Origin of the sequence: Nanhaiella sioensis (assembly GCF_046557775.1) — a bacterium.
Lineage (GTDB): Bacteria > Bacillota > Bacilli > Bacillales > SM2101 > Nanhaiella > Nanhaiella sioensis.
Map to the genome: position 1 here is coordinate 1,704,020 of NZ_JBKAEG010000001.1, position 18,111 is coordinate 1,722,130.

An 18,111-nucleotide genomic window follows, 5' to 3' on the forward strand; every position below is an offset into this window, starting at 1 on the left:
ACCTCACCTTCTTAAAGCTTTGCTACTTTTGCAGTCAAAGATTTTTCAAGTTCCATAAAATGCAGCAAAAGATCATCTGCTTTTTCAGGCTCCTTGTACTCATAAAAAAAGCGTGTAAATGGAAATTCTGCACCTAGTCTTTCTCTATTTGAGGAACTAACCTTTTTATTCTCATCATACTCATACATATAATGCGCATCTGGCACATGTGGATAGACCTCAGTTTTAAAATATTCTTCAACATCAAGTGTTAATTTAACTATCTCGGTGTCTTTAGTTGTTGAATCATAAAGAATATTACCTTTTTTATCTTTTTGTATAACTGCCGTTTTATCCAATACAGAAAGCTCGATAGCTATATTTCTAAGACGGCTGGGTGTCATCAACTCAACATCTTTAAGAAGTTTTTTCAACAATTTTTCAAATTCTGCAAAATTCTTGAATTCCTTATCTGATGCATTTTCTGTCAAGATTTTAATAACGGTCTCTATAAAAACAAAGCCTTTTTTATATTTTTTAAATTTCTTTTCTTCAACAGCAGGGCGAGGATTTATTTCAGAAAGCTCTTTGAAATCTGCTTCATTAAAAATATGGGAGTTGGTAGTAAAGAAAGCACTTTTTTTCAGACGTTCTATATTTTCGTGAGAAATGCTACCTGTTCTTTGCAATGGTTGGTAAACAGCATATTCTTTGTACATAAATTCTTCGTTAGTGAATATTTTACAATTTGGACCAGGTTCAAAAGATGCGTAAATCTCAGTAATTCTTTTCATATCTTCACGGGATATCTCTTTACGTTTTTTCCCCAACGATTTCTTTAGTGGTTTCCACAAATCAACTGCATTAATAAGTTGTACCTTACCTTTGCGTTCAGGTCGTTTATTCTTAGAGAGGATAAACGCATATATTCCTATATTTGTGTTATAGAACAGATCGGTAGGCAGTGCAATGATTGCTTCGACCAAATCGTTTTCTAGCATATATCTACGAATTTGACTCTCTCCACTGGTTGTGTTGCCACTAAAAAGTGGTGAACCGTTAGTGATAATTGCAGCACGCCCAAAATCTTCATCCATCTTATAAATTGCATGTTGCATAAACAACAATTGCATATCTCCAGTTGACGGGAGTCCTGCTGAAAAACGACTCTCTTTTTCCTTATGTTCCTCTTTAACCGCTTTTTCCACACCATCAGCTGCGTCTTTGCCACCCCAAGGGTTTCCGAAAGGAGGATTAGCAATTACAATACGCATTGACTGATTATCGAAGCAGTCTTTCTTCATAGTATCTTGAAAATGAATATTCTCGGCATTTTGTCCCTTGATCAACATATCAGCTAAGCAAATAGCATAAGACTCAGGATTAATTTCTTGGCCAAATAATCTTACATCTGCATCAGGATTCATACGCTTTACAAAATCATAAGTTGTAGAAAGCATACCACCTGTACCGCATGCCATATCCAAAACGGTAGTGATTTTGCCTTCAGTAAAAAGGTCATCACAACCTTCAGCCAAGATAATATTAACCAACAGGCGAATAACCTCACGAGGGGTGTAGTGGTCACCTGCTTCCGCATTTTCAGAAAACCTTTGAATAATTTCTTCAAACATATAACCCATTTTTATTCCATCAATTGTTTCTGGGTCTAAGTCTAGTTCAGAAAACTTCTTTACTACGCCTAATAGACGGTTATTTTTATCCATTTTTAATATTTCTTTTTCAAAGTCCAAACTACGTATAATCTCTTGGATATTCGAAGAAAAGCCTTCTATATAACTAGTAAAGTTAGTTGCAATATTTTGAGAATCATTTAATAACTCTTTTAAAGTATACCTGCTTGTATTGTAAAACTTGTATCCTGATGTGCGTTCCAATATTCTACTTGGAGTATTTGGGTTTTTTTCGAACAATTCAACAACTTTTTCTTTTGTAGAATCTAACGCACACTCTATGCGGCGTATTACAATCATAGGAATGATGACATCCTTATACTTATCGGATTTATATGTACCCCTAAGCGTGTTTGCGATAGAAAAGATCAAGGCAACTTCTTTACTTACATTAATTGAAGTTTCATCAAACATTACTTTAGTAAAATTAGCTTTTGTCATAATATCCTCCTAATTGATAACGATCAGCAATTATGTTAATTATCTATCTTTCTTTTTCTCATCATTCGCGGGATTAAACTCAACTTCAACAATATCACTAATTTGACAATTGAGTGCTGAGCAGATACGCACTAAGACTTCTAAAGATACATATTCATTCTTGTACATCCTTGTAAAAGTACTTGCAGCAATTCCCGTTGTACTACGAAGGTCAGATTTACTCATATCTCTATCAATAAGTATTTTCCATAACCCTTTATAATTGATATTCATATCGCACCTCGCAATCATTCGAAACAAAAGTACACTATTAACCAATATTAAACTTAATAGTTTTCTTTCGATATGTCAATTATCATTTCGATTTATCGAATTTTTTTCGACTTTACGTTACAAACAAATTTAAACACGTAGTAGTTTTTTCCGCGTAATAATTAGACCCCCATAATACCCCCCCACAACCGTTTAGTCCTAGGGAACATAAAGCACACATCTTTGAAAGGGCTTATTTCTTCCAAGTGTATGAATAGTAGAATCTTTTATTCCTGCAATCCTTACCCACAAAATAGTTCCTCCCTTATTAAATAGAAGGTCTTAATTATAACCGCTCTCCAACACCTCTAAGAAGTTCAATATTTTTTATTAGTTGAATATAGCTCACCTAGTCTACACTTAAATTAATCTGCAACTTTTTAAATACCCAGGGTTTGATATTGTTTACTTCTGGATCAATTTCGAATGTATCCCATTGGGGTGTCCCTCCTAGTATGAGATTAAACCATTTTTCGCGGTCCTTAACTGTCTTATAAATACTTTCATCAATCGTATTTTTAATATATGGATAAAACACGTCTAAGGTAATATCCTGTTGTTTTTCTCTAAGTGTTGATGTAAGACTTCCAATTCTATCGATTCTTCCTACCTTCTGTTCCATCGAAGCTGGGTTCCACTCTAAATCATAGTGGATAACTCTTCTACACTCTACCTGCAAATCAATTCCTTCTTGCATTATCGCTGTTGCAATCAGAATTTGTGGGTAAAAAGGTGTATTGAATCCAGCCCTTATTTTCATTCTAGTATCATTTTTAGTACCACCGGTTATTATCGCGACAACATCTGAGCTAGATAATCCCAACTGCATTTCTTCCCTATTTGCAGCAGTTTCATTACAATATTTCGTCAGAAACCTTTGAAAAGCATTTTCCCAATCCAGAATATTTCCTTTCCGAAAAGTCTTTTCTACGAGAAAACTATCATCCTTGTCTGGATACTTTTCCTTTAATGATCTTAGCTTGATGAAAAACCGTTTATCCCTTCTTAAAAAGTGAATCATCGATGTTAATATTCCATCACGATCAACAGGGGGTAATTTATTTAAATTTTCTTGATAAAGATGCCAAATGCCTTTATAGTTTATGACAGTTTGGATCAGTTTTGTTGAAATATTCCTATGTTCAGTACCTACGTCTTCAGATAGGGTTTCCTCATCAACATCTTTTTGGGGATTCAACCCTAATTCAATATAGTTTGGATGTAGAATATGAGTGACAGTATCCAAGAGTTCGGGATTATGATGTAACATACTTTCCCAACCATTTGCTTTTTGTAATGCCTCTCGAAAAACAATCTGTTCGACTATGCGTTTGATATACATATAATTTGCTTTAACTGTTGAATTGTACTTTCGATATGTTTTGATTACTTCACCTGAGATTTGATTAGCTTTTGGGATACTTCTCATATTTTTACCACATCGCTTTAAGATTGGGACCAAGACGGAATGGATATAGCTTTCCTGCAATAGAAGCCAAGAAACATCTTGCTTATTGTAAAAACGTTTGCAGTAATTCTCGAAACCTTTTATCCCGCTTTCTGGAAATACTTTTTTAATATTTTTGTTATATGAAAAATTCAGCCTTTTTTCGATGTTTGTTTTCAACTGTTTTATTGTCTCAATTCTACCGCAGAATAATAGGGTCTTTTCACCACTTTGTAATGTTGTTACAACTTCATTTGTGACAGCATTTAACTTGGGATGTTTAATCTTATCCAATTTAATTTCGCTCAGCATTTCTATTGCTTCAAGATCTTTTTTATAAATACTAGCATTTTTCACTGCTTCATAGGAAGATGTAAAAGTCTTCTTCACATTAGCAATAAACGTCTTATCCCCTTGAGAAAGAATTTGGTAAATCGCCTTCTCCATAATTGCAAATGGGATATACGATTCATTAGTTAACGGTATCCCTACCTTATCTTCGTTTTGTAATGACCCGATGATTTCTTGTCTATATTCATTCTTCTTTTTTACATTTCGTATAATCAACTTTTTCATATTTGATTCAAGTATATTTTTTTGTTCTGTAAGCCTTTTGTACAAATCATATGTTTCGATAACGTCGTAACCTACATTCTCTATCATCCCTGATTGAATTACATTCTCAAGCTGAATTCCTTCATCTGAACTCATGGTTTGAATATAGTACTCAAATGTGTGCATCAATTCCTGGTATTTATTCATCTCAAAATACATATTAGAAATTAACATTTCAAAGTCTTTCATTTTATTTTTATACAACACTGCTGATTTAAACATATTTAATACAGATCTTAACTCTCCTTCACTTAATTGGAAAGGAGTTGCAGTTAGAAATATCCCCTTTTCAAATTTATGGAAAACTGCTTTTTCTAAGGCTTTTCTTTTGACCGTTTCTGGGTTTTTCATTTTATGGGCTTCATCTAAAATAAGAAGGGAAGATCTAGGCATGACTTTATTGATCGCTTTATAACGGAACTCCTTGATTGCTTTCTTTAGACTTCGAACCCCAGCATGGGAAAGACCCTCCTCCTGATAGATTTGATCTAGTATTTCATAGAAGCTAGCTGATATTTCCTGATAGGTGATTCCCATATTTGTGAATTCTTCTGGTTCCAATAGGTTCTTTTCTCCATTCAATGCCTTCAAAATTGTTTCCCTTTTTCTATCCCCAAACCGTTTATGCTTAAACCAGCATGACAAAAAGAAGCTTTTCTCACGCTTCCATCCCCCAGAAGCAAATACATTCATCGGAATTAATATAACCTTCGCCTTATTAGCTGCTACTGCAATCTGATTCATATACGTCCCATTTCTCTCTTGGATCATAACGACGTCAGATTCTGAAAGCTCTACATGATCAAAATATAGGTTTCTCTCAATAATATTGCGAATATCATTATGCCACTTTGCGTTTAACAACCAACTTGGTGTAATAATAACTATTGGTTTATTTGGATTATTTACTAGAAACCATACCGCAGTGCTAAAAGCGATATAGGTTTTCCCCATACCCACATCATCACCAAGGATGATACCCGGCACTTTTTTAAGCATATCAATCATTTGGATACAAGTTTTCATCTGCAAGGCTGCTGTGTTGCGATCAATACTTACAGATAAATCCAACAACTGGGTAACGTCTTTTACTTTTGTATCCAACATCTATTACACTCCCAATCCATATGCTTTTAACATGACATCAAACTGTTCCCGAATAGTTTTCTTAGACTTCTTATAAATACGTTTTCGAATAATAATAGGTTCAATCATCATCTTTTGAAGCTCAAGCTTTTTAAAATCTTTGTCAAGTCTATCTTCAGGAAACTGTAAATGATTAATTACATTCTCAATCTCAACTAAAAATAGGAATGTTTCTTCATTTCTGGACCTACCTTCCTTAAAATCTTCTACAATTAAGTAGATTAGATTTTTTAATCCGATTGGATTTGCTAAATAGTTTTTAAATGCCATTTCAGTATAATAAGGTAATTCTAACCCTTGTTTTAACGAGGCCATCGCCTTATAGTATCTTTGTAGATTATATTTGAAGTAAACAGTTAGTTCACCAACTCCCTCAATGGTGTTTATTCCTTGAACCCTTTTTAACCTCTTAATCTCTGAAATGCTCTTATACTTTCCAGCAAGAAAATCTATAATATCCTTAATATTTAACTCAAAGGATAGCTTTAGATCGTCAGTTACAATTTCATCCTTTCTCATAACTTCAATTGGTACGTAAAAATCATAGTCCGCACAGATAATATGTAAATCCTGTGATTGTTTTAAGTGAAAGGCTTCAATACTAATCGTATCTTCCTTCCCATTCCATTCATAGATGGCATGGTTTTGATATTCAATTTTAAATGGCACAGTCTGTTGTTCCTTTAGCAGTATTATCATTAATTTTTTTTCATCTAATACAGCTCTTTCAACAAAGATAACCATACTCTTTTCACTAACTTTTTTATCTTCATAAGAAAGATCTTTTACTTGGACTAATGTGCTATTGGGGAATTCAAAATTACTTTTTCCATATTCAAGGACACCAATTTCAATATTTTTAAGTGCACCAATTTTCGATCTCATCGCATTATTCGTAAAATTAATTGAACCGCTCAATATTAGCTTCTTCCCACTCTTTAATTCGAACATAATGATTTTTGCATGTAATACCCGCAGAACAGGCTCATCATCCTCACGTAGCCATTCCCTATGAATAACATTAAGTTCAATATCCTTATATTTAGTATAAACCTCTTCAAAAATGTTAACTGGAGCTGTCACTTTATAGAGACCTTCTTCTTGGCTTTTAACGGCAGGAAAATAGATTTTCATCTTTGCCTTTGGAAAAGCTGTTTTAAATTCATCGGAAAACTCAATTAATAATGATTTCTCTACTGCCCTATCTCTATCATTTTCATAAAAGGGTGACAAGATCGAAATACTCTCGCATTCTTCGTTTACTTCTTGTATTACAGAAAAAAGGGTTCGAAACACACAATTCTTGTTAACCGTCGATACTAACTTTGGGAATTCTTCGCCAGAAACAGTTGTTTCTTTTAAGAACCTTATAATTTCCTTTATTGCATCATTACCCTGGGTACCATAGTGATCTGCAATCCATATCAAAATTTTCAAAAGATTTTTTGAAATACTAGAAGGCTTGTCTAGTTTAATATCTTCATACCATACCGTCTCTGCATTAAAACATAACCCACCCTTAGATATATTACATGACGCAATAATCACCCTTAAAAAAGTCTTATATAAAAGTAGGTAACTCTTTGGATGAAAGGTCTGTGTTGAAATCGTAATATGATCATATAAAAAAGTCCTGCCGCCATGATACTGTTTTCCATCTGAGAAAACAGTTACAGGTATATCCTTTAATTTCAAGGCAATTTGATGACGAAATCTAGCTTTTTCTTTTCTATCATCGGAATTTCCAATGATCCCTAAAAAGTTTGGGAGAACAAAATATTCAAATAGCTCAGCATCAAATCCATATGTCATAAAAAGGGCTGCTACAGGATCTTCTTTTTCTGTATTTAGTAACTCGAAAAAATCAGTATACTTTATCACTTGGTACCCACCCCGTATCCTTTATCAACGTCAAGATATTCGGTATTTTGAAACTATGTAAAAATGGAAGCTTCTCTGTTTTTTTAGGATAATCATAGCCAGTAGTAACAACAATATCGTTACCATCAAGAATAATCCACGGCCCACTATTTCTTCTTTTCATAACACTGGCATGATATTTGATTAACTCAATGAGGAAATCGCAGTATCGATCATAGCTCATTTTCTGAAAACTGTTTAATAAAACCGCAAATGACGATCCATGTAAGCTATTCGCTATAATCATGTATTCTTTTTGTTCTAAGAAATGTTTGATATATTGCCCCTCACTTGTAAGAATATCAAGATAATCTCTGCAACCACTGACAGCTTGGGTAACATTAATTGTGCCCAAATGCTCTTCAGCAGTCCGAATAATCGCACACCAAATACGGTTTATGATAATTACCAATTGTTCAAAGGCAAGTACCGTTTTAAATCCATCTATTACTTTTGTTCCCTGTTCAGTTTGGGCAAGCTTATTTGAAATCTGCACGATTACGTCAATGGCTTTACCTGCACTTTGGTTCTCATAAATAAATGTAACAGCAGCAGCATTTTTGGGATGATCCAAAATGTATTCTTTTAATAAAATTATTTCATCCTGATGACTTGGCACAAATTTTTTTGCTATTGCCTCATTAGTCGTTGCGTCCAATGATCCATGAAAGCCAAATGATTTAATAGTTGCATTCCCTTCTTTAAAGACGATCTTTTCTTTATTCATCGCTTGAAGTACTAGTTTGTCGTACCTGCTAGTATTAACAAAGTTTTCCGCAAGTTTCAATCCTTTATGAGTAAGGCTCAGATCTTCTTTAATTAACTCTAAATCTTCGAGACTTGTTCGGTACGCTCCTAATCCACCTAACTCTAACTGCCTTGTAAGAAAAGGGTAATGGAGTGAAAAGGTATTATCTTTGTAAGAGCTTATTGCAGGACGTTTGCCTCTAAAATCTCGTTCTTTTCCATCACCTTCAGATAATTTCCCTTTATAATGTTCAACAATTGCCCTTGCCCAAAATCTCTCATATAATTTAAAAGCATTTAAAACGTCCTTCTCGTAATTAATTTTGTCTTTTTTTTTAAGATGTAGATTAGATATATAAATGCCGTAACATACCATACTGTAATAACGTGCCCTAGATGTCCTTGTAGTAAAACTAGGCAGAATCACATTACCTAGTACTTGAGCAAAATAATTAAAAGCTAACGGATCAAGAATAGTAGTCTCTTCTTCTAATGGTCCGAATTTAGTCCAAGATAACGTTGATGTCAATAGTTGTCCCTCCAAATCATTCTAAATTCTACAATAACCCTTTTAAACCTAATTCTATGAAAATTCACTATTTCACGCCTCATAGCCATAAAAAATATTCTACGAATTGTTTGTTATCCATATTACCACCCCTTTGTTATAAATTATTGACAAGACATACCAAAAATATAAGGATAGATAGATTAATACTTTCATGGAGTGTTATTCATTTATGGGGAGAAAAATCTTTGTTTCAAACAAATATGATGATAGTAGTGTTTATCCAATTGTTTGATATATTGCTAAAAAACAGTATCAGTGTGTAGGTATAACACGTCTGTGGATTTAGCTTTCGACAGCAAGTTCACGCTGCTGGATCTCACGTATTATGCACAGTTGGACTCTACCACTAGACATCTTTTATCCTATTTCCTCAGAATCTTATGGACACAAACATATCTAAAAAACTCACCAATGAAAGCACGCTTTTAATTCTTCTGTAAAAATTAGTCTCCCTTAAATTTCAAAATATTAATTCCAAAACACAAAACAGGACAAAAGTCCTATAAGAATATTCATTAATACTAATTATTATATTTACACACTACTCAGTGTATAAAAATATAGAAAGGAGGACTTCCTCGATGATGGATATTGGAAAGCACAGCCTTATATGGCACTATCGATGTTTAGAACAATGTGAATCTGACGGTATATCCAAAGCCATAATCAAATTGTTTATCCGGCAAAGAGGTTGGGATTATGAACCAAATAATAGAAAAGCTAAAAATTCCCGGCTATAAAACTAAGGTAGTTATTAAACCTAGAAAGGGTAAAAATATCAAACAAAATGAAGGATCTCAATTATCTCTAGAGATTGATTCAGAGTGATAAAGGAAGTAAATTCTCACTGGTATAAATAATGTCCCTTCAGGCTAAGATGGATATCAACCATTTTTACTGGAGGGATAAATATGAGTGAAAAGTACAGAGTTGTAAAAGTCACCTATTCAGAAGAATTGTCTTCAGAATCTGAATTATGGCTAGAGCGATTCATTGAAAAGGCACTTTTAAACCACTTAACTCGTGATGATGATAAACTTCGAACTCTTTTAATTAGTAAAAACCGATAATGAAAGGAACATTTTATGGAAGAACTTAATATTATTGCAGTTTATGGACGTGTAAGTTCTGCAACACAAAGTCTTGAGCTCCAAGAAACTGCTGCTATAAGGTATTTGAAATCAATCGGATTGAATGGTGATGAAGATTTAATTTATTTTTTCCGTGATAAAGATGTATCAGCTACACAACTCCCTATGACTAAAAGATCAGATTTAATGAAGGTCATTGATTTAATTAAAAATGGGGAGGTTAAAAAATTAATTGTCTATAAACGCGATCGTTTGTTTAGAAACTTTTATGAGTGTGTGGATATTAATAGAATATTTTTCAACAATGGTGTTGAAGTAGTTTACACCGCAAGTAATGAACCACCCTTTAGTGGAAAACTAAGTGTTGAAGCATTGTATGGGATATTTAGTCAAGTTGAAGGTGAAAACATTCGGACTCGTACAGCTGATGCCCGAATGCTGTATCCCTCTAGAATATTCGGATATAAACGCATAAAAGGAAAAGAACAAGGAAAAGAAAATGTAAAGTATGTCATTAATCATGAGCAAAAAAAATCTATTGAAGTATTATTTAAAGATTTAAAAAAAGTGGAAAATGAAGATCAATTTTTTGAAGTCCTCATTAAGCGTAGAAAAGGAATAAACAATGTTGATAAGATATTAAAAATACTTAGAAATCCATTTTACTCTGGACATCATAAATCACATGGTGGTGGATATCAGCCACTTTCTTATGTAGAACCTATCATTAGTTTAAAATTGTTTACTGAAGTTAATGAAATTATTAATAGCTTCTACACCCAATACAAAAATAAAGTTCATGATGTCAATGCAGAGATCCAGTTCATTCCACAGTGTGGGATGTGTAAACAAGTTATGAAACATAAGAAGAAAAACGTACTTGATGTTGGCTACTTTGTTTGCAGTTCTAAGCATAAGAGAAATTTTATGGACATTAAAGAATTTAATGATGTAATTACACAAACAGTGTTAGAACATGTGGAGAATATTAGCCCAAGCATTTCTAAGAGATTAATGGAAGAAGGGATTAAACTTAGAAGTACGGAATTAGTTCGAGAACAAAAGAAAATCTCAAAACGTTGTGACGATTTATCTATAGAAATAAGCATTAGAGGAAAGTCAAAAGGATTCAATTACCAACAAATTTTAAAAGAAATCTATAAATTAAAAAAACAATACAAATTGATAAATAATGACCTTGCTAGTCTTTTAAAACTAAAACATGAGATAAAAGACATAAAAGCTATGATATTTGATTTTGATCATGACCAGGATAAACTGGATATATTTAAGTTGATTAAACTACTAGTCAAAAAGGCTATTATTTATGATGATCATGTAAGTGTTGAACTATTCCTAGCAAAATACATGAAAGAAGTTGAGACTTCATGAAAAAAGTGAGAGGTATAGGATATTTACGATACTCGGATACAAAACAGCATGGAAATCATTCATTAGATATACAAAAGAGACAAATTCTCTTAACTGCTGAAGAAGAAGGTATTGACATTGTAGCTTGGTGTATAGACGAGGCTACAAGCGCTTTTCACAATAATGTTTCAAAAAGAAAAGGTATTCAAGAGATCTTTCAATATCTTAATGAAGGTGTAATAGCGATTTGTTTTTATGAGGAATCACGGGTGACTAGAAGTATTACGGATTTTTATTACGACTTTTATTTACCAATTATAGGTCAATACCCTGATTCAAGATTCTACAGTACTCAATCTATTGGAATTTGGGATCCTAATAATCCATTAGTTCAATCTAAATTAGTTTTTGCATCAGAAGAATCAGAGATTAAATCTTCGAGAGCAAAAGATTCACAGAAAAATTCACTTTCTGCTGGTAAGCGTCCTGGCTCAAAATCACCTGCTGGTTACGATATGATAGACGCATGTCTATTTCCTAATCAAGATGCTGAAGTAATTGAATATATTTACTATCTTGCAAGTTGGGGCTACTCACATCAAAAAATCGCTAACCATTTAAATCGCTGTTCTATAACAACGAAACAGATTATATTTTGGAACAGCAGCACCATTGGTTATATTCTTAACAATAAAGTATATAATGGTGACCTAGCATGGTATGTAAGAACAAAATATGATCTTAGTAAACCTAAACCTGATAAAGATATTGAATTATTTAAACAAGTGCATGAGCCAATTATTTCAGTAACTCTAGCACATCTTGTTAAACAAATGAACAAATTAAAAGAAAAGCATGGAAAAATGGAAACACCTTATTACCTTCGTAATTTAATCAAATGTTGTAATTGTAATAGTATAATGATAGCCAAGGATAACTCTCCAAAAAGTAAAAAAGGCATGTATATGATTTATAGATGTAATCAGTGTAAGAATTCACTACCAATTATTGAAATTCATAACGTTATATTAAATGACTTGAAGAATAAGTGGTCTACTCAACTAAGTAGTTTTGCTGAAACTGCTAACAAACAACTAAAAGGTTGGTCAGTGAAATTAGACAGATCAGAAAAAATGCTTAAAAAACAACTAGAAAAAATACAATACAACGAAAAAATAATGGCCAACGAAATTGCTTCAGACAAAGATTTAGGAGATGTCTTTGTTTCAGCTAAGAAAAACTTTGAGAATGACATCATCTATTTGAATAGCACCAAGGATGAAATTAGCAGAATTTTAAATGACGATTATTTCTATGAATTTGTTACACAACTAAAAAAACACTCCTTCTTTAAATTTACAGATACAGAACTGAGAGTATTTTTTCTCATGTATTTTAAAGAAGTAAAAGTCAACTTTCAAAAAGACAATGAATTAGAGATTAATTACAGACTCTCACCGTTTGTGTCTTTGGAAAATGTAACTAGTTACTTTACCGAAAAAATTAACAAGGTCGAGGATTTGTCTGGTTAAAAAACCGAAGATAGGCCATTGAATTTTTGACTCTAAGATATACACACATCAAAAACCCTTGTAATCAAGGGTTTTTGGAGGCAATTCTTCGGTTATTTAACCATCGAAGTATACTTCGATGGTTGTAAAATCGAATCATAAATATTCTTCTTGGTCAAAAAACCGAAGAAAAATATATTTTTTATAAAAATAGCATTAAAATATAAAAAAACGAAGATACAATATACTATGTTAACCATAAAGCATATTACTAATTTGAATAGGAAGGAGATGTTCTCGAAATAAGAAACCCCAAAGACATATAGTATTTGTAAGGTTTACAAATATTGTGAGTAAGAAAAATCGGATTAAATAATGAAAACCGAAAATTAAATTAGCAAAAAACAAAATAACAAGAAAAGCGAAAACCGCAAAGTTTAATTAGCTCATTAAAGCTAATACTTTGCGGCTTTTTATTTTTCACAACTAATGTAAGAAAGGATCATCTTTATGAATACAAATATTAATTATTATGCAAGGTCACTATTTCACAACCATAAACCTACTCAAAAATTCAAAAGGAAGTTACCTATTCATACTATAGATCTTCATTTATTTACTTCTTTGGAAAGGAGGAAAAAAGATGAAGAACACAAAAAAGACTATTGCTAAACGAATTTATACCGATCCAAAAACTGGATTTAACGAACTTATTAGTTTAATTATTCATAATAAAATTGATGAAATTGTTAATAATGCTAACAAGGTAAGCACTGCTACATCTCAAAATAAACCTGAAGGGTTGGATTTACTATGAGATGTGCAGTTTATATTCGTGTATCAACCGATAAAGAGGAACAAAAAGCATCATTGAAGTATCAACAAGAACTATTTTATAGATATATTAAGGAACAAGGATGGGACATCTACGAATTCTATGTGGATGTCCAATCTGGAACTACAGCGAAGAGAAAAAATCTTCAAAAGATGATTAAAGATGCTGAAGAGAAAAAATTCGATATAATCTTGGCTAAGGAACTTTCTCGATTAGCACGGAACGGAGAGCTTTCATATAAAATAAAAAATTTATGTGAGAATCAAGACATCCATATCATCACTTTAGATAATGCCATTAATACCACAACTGGAAATACTAATATGTTTGGACTTTACGCATGGATGTATGAACAAGAATCAGAAAATACGAGTAACCGTGTGAAAGAGACTTTGCGAACTAGAGCACAAAAAGGGCTCTTTAAGGGATCTAGCCCTCCGTATGGTTATGAAGTTAGAGGTGGAAAGTTGCATATTAGAAATGACGATTCACCTGATATCGTTAGGAGGATTTTTAACGAATATTTACGTGGAGCTGGACGAGAAAGTATAGCAAGAGGGCTCTATAACGATGGTATTTCTACTCCTGCTGAAGTTGCTGGTAAAAAAAATGCTAATGACAAGTGGAATGACTCGACCATTAGACTTATTTTATCAAATCCTCATTATGTTGGTGACTTAGTTCAGGGGCGCACAACTACAGTCAGTGTTACAAGCAAGAAACGTAAAAAAGTTAAAAAGGAACATCAAATCATCCACAAAGATACTCATGAAGCAATTATTCCAAGAGAAATGTTTAATGTTGTTCAGCAACAAATGAAAGTAAGAACTAAATATATTACTGCACCTAAGAGACACCTATTTACTAACATTCTTTACTGCGCTGATTGTGGTAAAGGATTGTGGTATCGTAGTAACCGAAAAGGGTATATTTGTGGCAATTACGCACGGCATGGTAAGAAAGCCTGCAGTAGTCATTTTGTAAAAGAGGAGCATCTTACAAATACGATTTTAACCGACATTAAATTGTTAGTGAAACAAATTAATAAAGAAGAATATCTCAAGCAACTAGAGCTAAAGACAAAGAAATCTAAACATGATCTTATGAAAAGAATAGACAAAGCCAATAAACAAATACTTGTATTTAAAAGACGGAAAAGTAAATATATTAATATGTTGGCTGACGAACAAATAACTCATGAAGATTATCGTGAAAACGTTGAAGCAAGCAATATTGAAATCGAACAATTAGTTAAAAAGAAAAATGAGTTATTATCAAAAATTGAGGATGAACAAGTTATAGATAGTATAGAAAAGTTAAAAGAAGAACTACTCAGCTTCCTTAACTTTAATGAGCTGTCACCAGAGATTTTATCTCGACTAGTCAATCGTATTGAAGTAAATGAAGACAGCAGTTTTAATATTCACTATCGCTTTTCGGCTCCAATAATCGAATAAAATGCAGCAGGAATCCCTATTTAGGGCCTGCTGCTTCTTTTAAAACGATCTGCGAGACGCACTCAATGTGCCCCGTATGCGGAAACATATCAACAGGCTGTACTTCCTTCGTCTCATATCCCCCTGCTTCAAGCACTCGTAAGTCTCTTGCCAACGTTGCCGGGTTACATGACACATAAACGACTCGTTTAGGCTTCATATCGATAATTGTTTTTAGTAGTTCTTCATCACAGCCTTTACGTGGTGGGTCTACCACCATGACGTCTGCGTGTATGCCTTGTTCATACCATGCTGGAATGACTTCTTCGGCTTTTCCTACTGCAAATTCGGCATTTGATATGTTGTTCAACTGTGCATTTCTATTTGCATCTTCAATTGCTTCTGGTACGATTTCAACTCCGTATACTTGTTTAGCTTTTTGTGCTAAAAATAAGGAGATCGTACCGATGCCACAGTATGCATCGATGACTGTTTCTTCACCAGTAAGCTCTGCATATTCTAGCGCCTTGTTATATAGTACTTTTGTTTGTTCTGGGTTTACTTGAAAAAATGATCGTGCGGATATGGCAAATTTGATGTTGCCGATATAATCATAAATATATTCATTTCCCCAAAGAACCGACGTATCATCACCAAAGATAACATTCGTCCGTTTTGTGTTGACGTTTTGAACGATAGATTTTACGTTTGGAATGCTTTCCACGATTTCTTTTATTATCTTTTTCCTTTGAGGGATGTCCGCCGTTTTGGTGATGAGTACGATCATAGCTTCTTTTGTAACTTGACCGTACCTAGCCATAATATGACGTAGTGTACCACGATGCTTTTTCTCATCATACGCACGAACGCCATATTTTTCACAAATGGACTTAACTTTTTGCACGACAAAATCATTCTGCTCGTGCTGAATGTCACAAGACTCCATATCAATAATTTCATGAGATCTTTGTTGGTAGAATCCTGCGACAAGTCCTCCTTCACGTTCTCCAACTGGAACCTGTGCTTTATTCCGATAGCGCCATGGATCGTTCATACCGATGACTGGGTGCACTGTCACATTTTCTATATGTCCGATACGAGTTAAAACGTCTGTTACTTGCTTATGCTTTGCTGAAAGCTGCCCTTCATAGCTCATATGCTGCAATTGGCAACCACCACATTGTTTATATATCGGGCAGATTGGCTCTACTCGGTGCTTGCTCGGTTCAATTATTTCGATTAAGCGCCCAAAACCATAGCCTTTTTTTGTTTTTATTACTTTTATTTTAGCCGTTTCACCAGGTAATGCCTGTGGAACGAACAATGGAAACCCATCAATTTTTGCGACCCCTGCTCCATCATGAGTAAGGTCTTCAAACGTTACCGTCACAAACTCATTTTTTGCTATAGGTGCTATTTCCTTTGTCATCATGACTACTTCCTTTTCAATAAAATACTGAAACGATTGTAACATAAATTGCATGTGCTGAGCACCTGAAGGTTATTCATGACCATCAAAAATAGACCGCTTATGACGGCCTATCAATAACTTACCATGGAGAAACATTAGCTAGCAGCTTCCGCTACAACTTCTACAAATGAATATGCTGAGCTATGTTCCTACTTGAAAACGATTGTGTCATCCCTCTCAACCGAAACACAGTCTATGACTTTTTTTTCATTTTCGCGGCTTTATCTTTCGATACAAATACTTCAATGTGCTGATAGAGGTTTACAAATTCACCTGGCATTAAGCCACCGTACTCCCCATCAAGGTTCAATTGCATTTTATCATGTGTTTGCACTTTAATGCGGTTGGCTTTTGCATAAATCACTTTCGGGTCACGAATATGCTCTCCTCTTAGCGCATATGTAGCAATACGAATAAAGTCTGCAAGGTTTGTTTTTTTCAAAATAAGCAAATCAAACATGCCGTCGTTTAATGTTGATTTTGGAGCTAGTTTTTCAAAGCCACCTACAGAGTTTGTGTTTGCTACTAAAAAAAGCATGATTTCTCCTTCAAATAACTTCCCATCATACTCAATTTCCACTTCTGTAGGACGAATTGAAGGTAGCATTTCAATCCCTTTTAAATAATATGCTAGCTGTCCTAGAATCGTTTTTAACTTACTAGGTACTTCATACGTTAATTCAGTTAGGCGGCCACCACCTGCAATATTAATAAAGTATTGCTTATTAACTCTACCTAAATCAATTGGTACCGGTTCACCTTCGACGAGAATATCACAAGCTGCATTAATTGACCGAGGTACACCGATTGCTCTCGCAAAATCATTCGTTGTTCCTACTGGTATAATCCCTAATTTAGGACGGTATTGCTGTTCTGCAATTCCATTCACAACTTCGTTAATCGTTCCATCTCCACCAGCTGCTATTACAAGGTTATAACGTCTCTTTACAGCAATTTGTGCAGCCTTTGTTGCATCACCTTCACCAGTTGTAGCATGACATGAGGTTTCATAACCAGCTTGTTCAAGCCGCTGAAGTACTTCAGGTAAATGCTTCTTAAATGCTTCGCGTCCTGATGTTGGATTATATATAATTCGCGCTCTTTTCATACCCATCATCCTATTTATTATTATGTCTCTTGGCGTTTCCATTCCATCATTTAACATCATAGCTCAAAGATTGTTTTGATGCAAAGAATTTGTAAACCATTATGCACTATACATTTTGTACAAAATAATCAATTTTATCTTAAATAATTCTATATATTTTTATATGTATGATTGTCTTTAGCAGTTCATACAAGAAGATTATTTCTTTCTACATAGAATACAAAAATTATTAGATACGACAACTGTATTTGAACATTCGGTGACACTTGAAAATACTATTTTTAAGTTGAATTTTCTCTCATACAGTTAAGTAAAAAGTTACAGGGATTATTACCGAGAAGAAATATTCGCTGCAATAACATTTAACATAAGAAAGCCAAATAAAGATTTTCGAAATATAAAAGCACATTTGCTTT

Annotated in this window: 13 protein-coding genes; 6 read left to right on the plus strand and 7 right to left on the minus strand. The window is 33.6% G+C overall.

The window, feature by feature from the left end; genetic code table 11:
* Positions 1 to 11: 11 nt before the first annotated feature.
* The 5 genes from V1503_RS07835 to V1503_RS07855 all read right to left on the minus strand — a co-directional run bounded on the left by V1503_RS07835 (position 12) and on the right by V1503_RS07855 (position 8,830).
* Positions 12 to 2,114 carry a type I restriction-modification system subunit M gene (locus V1503_RS07835; protein WP_410626095.1) on the minus strand — a complete coding sequence of 701 codons (2,103 nt, stop codon included), beginning with the start codon at positions 2,112 to 2,114 and terminating at the stop codon, positions 12 to 14.
* Positions 2,115 to 2,153: 39 nt separating this feature from the next.
* Positions 2,154 to 2,387: a helix-turn-helix domain-containing protein gene (locus V1503_RS07840; protein ID WP_410626097.1), complete on the minus strand. Its 234-nt coding sequence runs from the start codon at positions 2,385 to 2,387 to the stop codon at positions 2,154 to 2,156.
* A 388-nt stretch (positions 2,388 to 2,775) separates the two neighbouring features.
* The gene (locus V1503_RS07845; protein WP_410626099.1) at positions 2,776 to 5,595 is read right to left on the minus strand and encodes a helicase-related protein; all 2,820 of its coding nucleotides are present in this window, start codon (positions 5,593 to 5,595) and stop codon (positions 2,776 to 2,778) included.
* 3 nt (positions 5,596 to 5,598) lie between these two features.
* Positions 5,599 to 7,515, minus strand: coding sequence for a phospholipase D-like domain-containing protein (locus tag V1503_RS07850; protein WP_410626101.1), 1,917 nt, complete (start codon positions 7,513 to 7,515; stop codon positions 5,599 to 5,601).
* Entirely contained in the window at positions 7,499 to 8,830 is a 1,332-nt protein-coding gene (locus V1503_RS07855) for a hypothetical protein (RefSeq protein ID WP_410626103.1), read from the minus strand. Before V1503_RS07855 ends, V1503_RS07850 begins: the two co-directional genes overlap by 17 nt.
* A 741-nt stretch (positions 8,831 to 9,571) precedes the next feature.
* Between V1503_RS07855 and V1503_RS07860 the strand changes: the two genes are divergently transcribed.
* The 6 genes from V1503_RS07860 (at position 9,572) to V1503_RS07885 (ending at position 15,137) form a co-directional block, all read left to right on the plus strand.
* Positions 9,572 to 9,700 carry a hypothetical protein gene (locus tag V1503_RS07860; protein WP_410626105.1) on the plus strand — a complete coding sequence of 43 codons (129 nt, stop codon included), beginning with the start codon at positions 9,572 to 9,574 and terminating at the stop codon, positions 9,698 to 9,700.
* Between the two features lie 83 nt (positions 9,701 to 9,783).
* Entirely contained in the window at positions 9,784 to 9,942 is a 159-nt protein-coding gene (locus V1503_RS07865; protein WP_410626107.1) for a hypothetical protein, read from the plus strand.
* A 15-nt stretch (positions 9,943 to 9,957) separates the two neighbouring features.
* Entirely contained in the window at positions 9,958 to 11,355 is a 1,398-nt protein-coding gene (locus V1503_RS07870; RefSeq protein ID WP_410626109.1) for a recombinase family protein, read from the plus strand.
* Positions 11,352 to 12,866: a recombinase family protein gene (locus V1503_RS07875; RefSeq protein WP_410626111.1), complete on the plus strand. Its 1,515-nt coding sequence runs from the start codon at positions 11,352 to 11,354 to the stop codon at positions 12,864 to 12,866. The genes V1503_RS07870 and V1503_RS07875 overlap by 4 nt, the downstream gene beginning before the upstream one ends.
* A gap of 622 nt (positions 12,867 to 13,488) precedes the next feature.
* Positions 13,489 to 13,662 (plus strand): hypothetical protein, encoded by a 174-nt coding sequence (locus tag V1503_RS07880; protein WP_410626113.1) that lies wholly within the window; start codon positions 13,489 to 13,491, stop codon positions 13,660 to 13,662.
* On the plus strand, positions 13,659 to 15,137 hold the full coding sequence (locus V1503_RS07885; protein ID WP_410626115.1) for a recombinase family protein: 1,479 nt from the start codon (positions 13,659 to 13,661) through the stop codon (positions 15,135 to 15,137). The genes V1503_RS07880 and V1503_RS07885 overlap by 4 nt, the downstream gene beginning before the upstream one ends.
* Positions 15,138 to 15,153: 16 nt before the next feature.
* Here the strand turns inward: V1503_RS07885 and rlmD are convergent, their stop codons facing one another.
* Positions 15,154 to 16,545 (minus strand): 23S rRNA (uracil(1939)-C(5))-methyltransferase RlmD, encoded by a 1,392-nt coding sequence (gene rlmD, locus V1503_RS07890; protein ID WP_410629409.1) that lies wholly within the window; start codon positions 16,543 to 16,545, stop codon positions 15,154 to 15,156.
* A 235-nt stretch (positions 16,546 to 16,780) separates the two neighbouring features.
* Positions 16,781 to 17,695, minus strand: a complete 915-nt coding sequence (locus V1503_RS07895; protein WP_320259431.1) for a diacylglycerol kinase — start codon at positions 17,693 to 17,695, stop codon at positions 16,781 to 16,783.
* Positions 17,696 to 18,111 lie beyond the last annotated feature (416 nt).

Bases quoted from the DNA above. Each gene is read 5' to 3' on its own strand.
- V1503_RS07845 (WP_410626099.1), bottom strand. From the start codon at position 5,595: ATGTTGGATACAAAAGTAAAAGACGTTACCCAGTTGTTGGATTTATCT.
- rlmD (WP_410629409.1), bottom strand. From the start codon at position 16,545: ATGACAAAGGAAATAGCACCTATAGCAAAAAATGAGTTTGTGACGGTA.
- V1503_RS07835 (WP_410626095.1), bottom strand. From the start codon at position 2,114: ATGACAAAAGCTAATTTTACTAAAGTAATGTTTGATGAAACTTCAATT.
- V1503_RS07895 (WP_320259431.1), bottom strand. From the start codon at position 17,695: ATGAAAAGAGCGCGAATTATATATAATCCAACATCAGGACGCGAAGCA.
- V1503_RS07870 (WP_410626109.1), top strand. From the start codon at position 9,958: ATGGAAGAACTTAATATTATTGCAGTTTATGGACGTGTAAGTTCTGCA.
- V1503_RS07875 (WP_410626111.1), top strand. From the start codon at position 11,352: ATGAAAAAAGTGAGAGGTATAGGATATTTACGATACTCGGATACAAAA.
- V1503_RS07885 (WP_410626115.1), top strand. From the start codon at position 13,659: ATGAGATGTGCAGTTTATATTCGTGTATCAACCGATAAAGAGGAACAA.
- V1503_RS07880 (WP_410626113.1), top strand. From the start codon at position 13,489: ATGAAGAACACAAAAAAGACTATTGCTAAACGAATTTATACCGATCCA.
- V1503_RS07840 (WP_410626097.1), bottom strand. From the start codon at position 2,387: ATGAATATCAATTATAAAGGGTTATGGAAAATACTTATTGATAGAGAT.
- V1503_RS07865 (WP_410626107.1), top strand. From the start codon at position 9,784: ATGAGTGAAAAGTACAGAGTTGTAAAAGTCACCTATTCAGAAGAATTG.
- V1503_RS07860 (WP_410626105.1), top strand. From the start codon at position 9,572: ATGAACCAAATAATAGAAAAGCTAAAAATTCCCGGCTATAAAACTAAG.